Annotated in this window: 5 protein-coding genes; 1 reads left to right on the top strand and 4 read right to left on the bottom strand. The window is 64.3% G+C overall.

The window, feature by feature from the left end:
• Nucleotides 1-1,184, top strand: a 1,184-nt coding sequence (locus tag EN984_RS25905; RefSeq protein ID WP_164765653.1) for a coniferyl aldehyde dehydrogenase, incomplete at its 5' end; no start/stop codon positions are given.
• 189 nt (nucleotides 1,185-1,373) lie between these two features.
• Here the strand turns inward: EN984_RS25905 and EN984_RS25900 are convergent.
• The 4 genes from EN984_RS25900 to EN984_RS25885 form a co-directional block, all read right to left on the bottom strand.
• Nucleotides 1,374-1,709, bottom strand: coding sequence for a cupin domain-containing protein (locus tag EN984_RS25900; RefSeq protein ID WP_127270498.1), 336 nt, complete (start codon nucleotides 1,707-1,709; stop codon nucleotides 1,374-1,376).
• Between the two features lie 67 nt (nucleotides 1,710-1,776).
• Nucleotides 1,777-2,535 carry a 2-dehydro-3-deoxy-D-gluconate 5-dehydrogenase KduD gene (kduD, locus tag EN984_RS25895; RefSeq protein ID WP_127271817.1) on the bottom strand — a complete coding sequence of 253 codons (759 nt, stop codon included), beginning with the start codon at nucleotides 2,533-2,535 and terminating at the stop codon, nucleotides 1,777-1,779.
• The gene (kduI, locus tag EN984_RS25890; RefSeq protein WP_127270496.1) at nucleotides 2,532-3,383 is read right to left on the bottom strand and encodes a 5-dehydro-4-deoxy-D-glucuronate isomerase; all 852 of its coding nucleotides are present in this window, start codon (nucleotides 3,381-3,383) and stop codon (nucleotides 2,532-2,534) included. The genes kduD and kduI overlap by 4 nt, the downstream gene beginning before the upstream one ends.
• Before the next feature lie 22 nt (nucleotides 3,384-3,405).
• Nucleotides 3,406-3,762, bottom strand: a 357-nt coding sequence (locus tag EN984_RS25885) for an FCD domain-containing protein (protein WP_164765652.1), incomplete at its 5' end; no start/stop codon positions are given.

Genomic DNA, 3,762 nt, shown 5'->3' with positions numbered 1-3,762 from the left:
CGCTGTCGCATGTCAGGGGCTGGATGCGCGAACGCCGCGTTGTCACCACCATGCCGTTCCTGCCCGGCCGAAATCGCCTCGTCCCGCAGCCGCTCGGCGTCGTCAGCATCGTGTCGCCCTGGAATTATCCTTTCCAACTCGCTGTCGCGCCGGTCACGGCGGCACTCGCGGCCGGCAATCGCGTGCTTATAAAACCTTCCGAATTGACCCCGGCATTCTCAGTGCTGCTGGCCAAACTCGTTGCCGAGCATTTCGCACCCGATGAGCTCAGCGTCATCACCGGCGATGCCGAGATGGGAAAGGCCTTCGTGTCGATGCCTTTCGATCATTTGCTGTTCACCGGCTCGACCGCGGTCGGACGCCAGGTCGCGATCGCCGCGGCCGCCAACCTGACCCCGGTCACGCTCGAACTCGGCGGCAAGTCGCCGGCAATCTTCGATCCGTCCTGCGATCTCGATGCGGCGGTATCCAGCATTGCCTATGGCAAGCTCTTGAATGCCGGGCAGACCTGCATCGCGCCGGATTATCTGCTGGTGCCGAAGGGGCAGGCAGGCACGGTCGCTGTCAAGCTCGCAACGGCGATCGCGAAGCTCTACCCGACCTTGCGCGACAACCCCGATTATACCGCCATCATCAGCGACCGGCACCACCAGCGCCTGCGCGACATGATCACTGAAGCGCGTGACGCAGGCGCCGATGTCACCGAAATCAACCCGGCCGGCGAAGAGCTGGGTGCCAAAAGCCGGAAGCTGCTGCCGACTCTGGTCCGCAACGCCGGCGCAAACCTGCGGCTGATGCGCGAGGAGATTTTTGGGCCGGTGCTGCCCATCGTAGAATACACCGGGATCGACGAGGCGATTGCCGATGTGAACGGAGCGGAGCGCCCGCTGGCGCTCTACTGGTTCGGCCGCGACAGCGGCAATCGTCAACGCATCCTGCACGAGACTATTGCCGGCGGTGTCACCATCAACGACTGCATGCTGCATCTGGTACAGGAAAACCAGCCTTTCGGCGGGGTCGGCGCCAGCGGCATGGGCGCCTATCACGGCGAGTGGGGATTTCGGACGTTCAGCAAGGAGAAGCCGGTTTTCACACAGTCGCGGCTGAGCGCCGGAGCCTTGTTGCGCCCGCCCTACGGCAAGACGTTCGAGCGGCTCTTCAGCCTCCTGCGTCACATCACCTGATCGAGCGAGCGCAGCCTCCGGTTCGTCGTGCCATGCAGCGCCGGCGCATTAAGACTATCTTCACCACGGTGCGGCAGGGTCCTCATCCTGCGGTGATGTCTTGAGTACCGCGGCGCCACAAGCGCCCAGGCAACAGACCCGCGCCTCTTTCGGGGTGCGGGTCATTCCCGCTCGATCTCTTACCCTTGGCTAGCCGAGGAAATCGGCCCGGTGCGGCGTGAAGCTGTCGACCAGCCGCCCTGCTTCCAGGGCCTTGACGCCGTGCACCAGACCGGACGGCACAATGAAGCTGCCGCCGGTCTCGATGGTTTCGGTCCTACCGTCGATGGTCACCTCGAAGCGGCCTTCGGCGACATAGCTTGCCTGGACATGCGGGTGCGAATGCAGGGCGCCGACGCCACCCTTGTCGAAGCCGAATTCGACCAGCATCAACTCGTCGGTGTGCAGGAGAACGCGCCGCCTGTTGCCGTCTGGCGTCTTCGTCCAGGCGCCCTCGCCGGCTTGCGCGAAAATCTTTGCGGTCATCGTTGTCTCCTCAGAGCAATTCCAAGAAAAGTGTGAAACGGTTTTCCGCCCGGAATTGCGTCAAAACCTAGCGCGCCAGCCAGCCGCCATCCACCGGCACCACCGCCCCATGCATGTAGTTCGACGCCGGCGCCAGCAGGAAGACGGCGGCGTCGCCAATGTCGCCCGCCTCGCCCCAGCGGCCGGCCGGGATACGCGCCAGGATGGCGGCGCTGCGGTCGGGATCGGCGCGCAGCGCCTGCGTGTTGTTGGTCTCGATATAGCCCGGCGCGATGGCGTTGACGTTGATGCCCTTTGCCGCCCATTCGCAGGCGAGCAGACGCGTGATGCCGAGCACACCGTGCTTCGAGGCAGTGTAGGACGCAACGCGGATGCCACCCTGGAAACTCAGCACGGAGGCAATGTTGACGATCTTGCCCTTCCGCTCAGCTGCCAAGGCACGCCTTGCAAAGCTTTGGCAGAGCAAAAAAACCGTTTTCAGGTTGACGTCCATGACGTCGTCCCAATCGGCCTCGCTGAGATCGACGGCATCGGCGCGGCGGATGATGCCGGCATTGTTGACCAGCCCGTCGAGCGGACCGCTTTCGTCCCAGATCCGGTCGTGCAACGGGCCGGCGGCCGAAATGTCGGCAAGGTCGGCGCTGACCGCCTCGAATTGCCCTCCCAGCGCGGCGACCTTGTCTGCCGTATCGTCCATCGACGAGCGGCCGACGCCGACCACCGCGCCCCCGGCGCGTACGATCGATACGGCGATGCCCTGGCCGATGCCGGTGTTGGCGCCGGTGACCAGGAAACGTTTTCCGGCAAGGCTGAAGGGGTCGCTCACCGCAGATCGCTCAACGCCACCGGGTCGACATCGGTATAGTCGACATTGTCGCCAGCCATCGCCCAGATGAAAGCATAATTGGAAGTGCCGGCGCCCGAATGGATCGACCAGCCCGGCGACAGCACCGCTTCCTCGTTGCCCATGACGATATGGCGCGTCTCGTCCGGCTCGCCCATGAAGTGGAAGACGCGTGCCGTCTCCGCCAGGTCGAAATAGAGATAGGCCTCCATGCGCCGGTCATGCACATGGCACGGCATGGTGTTCCACACCGAGCCCGGCGCCAGCTGAGTCATGCCGACCACCAGCTGGCAGGTCTTCACGCCGTCGGCATGGATGAACTGGAAGATCGAACGCTCGTTGCAGGTGTCCTTGCTGCCGAGATCGAGGCGCTTGGCGTCGCCGATGCGGATCAGCCGGCTGGGCCAGGCCTGATGCGCCGGCGCGCTGAGCAGATAGAATTTGGCCGGCGCATCTGCATCGGCCGACGCGAACGACACATCAGCGATGCCCATGCCGAGATAGAGCATGTCGCGCGCCTGCAATTCGAAGGACTGGCCGCCGGCCTTGATGACGCCTGCACCGCCGATGTTGACGGCGATCAGCTCGCGACGGTCGAGAAAGTTCTTGGTGCCGGTCGGCTTGATCGTTTCCAGTTGAAGCGCGGCGTCCGTCGGCACGGCGCCGCCGACGATCATGCGGTCGTAATGTGTGTAGGTCAGGCTGATGCGGCCGGGCTGGAACAGGCCGTCAATGTGAAAGTTGTGGCGCAGCTCATCGGTTCCCATCGCCGCGGCGGCGACCGGGTCGATGGCAAAGCGGGATGTATAGTCGGTGTGGCTCTGGTTCATTTCAATCCTGACTTGAGATGGGTCATTCGCCGGCGGCGGCCTTGACCGAACTGGAATAAAAAGCCTGACGCGCATGCAGGCGTTCGCGGTAACGCTGCTGGCTGGCGGTGAGGTGCGCGCGCATCGCCTCTCGCGCGGCCTCGGCATCGCCAGAGGTAATGGCGTTGAGGATCACCAGGTGCTCGCGCTGCAGTCCGCGCTGGTAGCTATCGGATTGCGCCAATTCGGTCGACCAGGGCGAAGTCACGTCGCACGGGATGGCGCGCCGGCCGAGCACGTCGAGCATCTCGACATAGAATGGGTTGCTGGTGGCGCTGGCGATCGCGCGATGGAAGGCGAGGTCGGCCGGCGCGCCATCCCGTGCGACGTGACTTCGCCC

Source organism: Mesorhizobium sp. M7A.F.Ca.CA.004.12.1.1 (assembly GCF_003997835.1).
In the GTDB taxonomy this organism is placed as follows: Bacteria; Pseudomonadota; Alphaproteobacteria; order Rhizobiales; family Rhizobiaceae; genus Mesorhizobium.
This window is presented reverse-complemented; position numbering and strand designations above follow the sequence as displayed.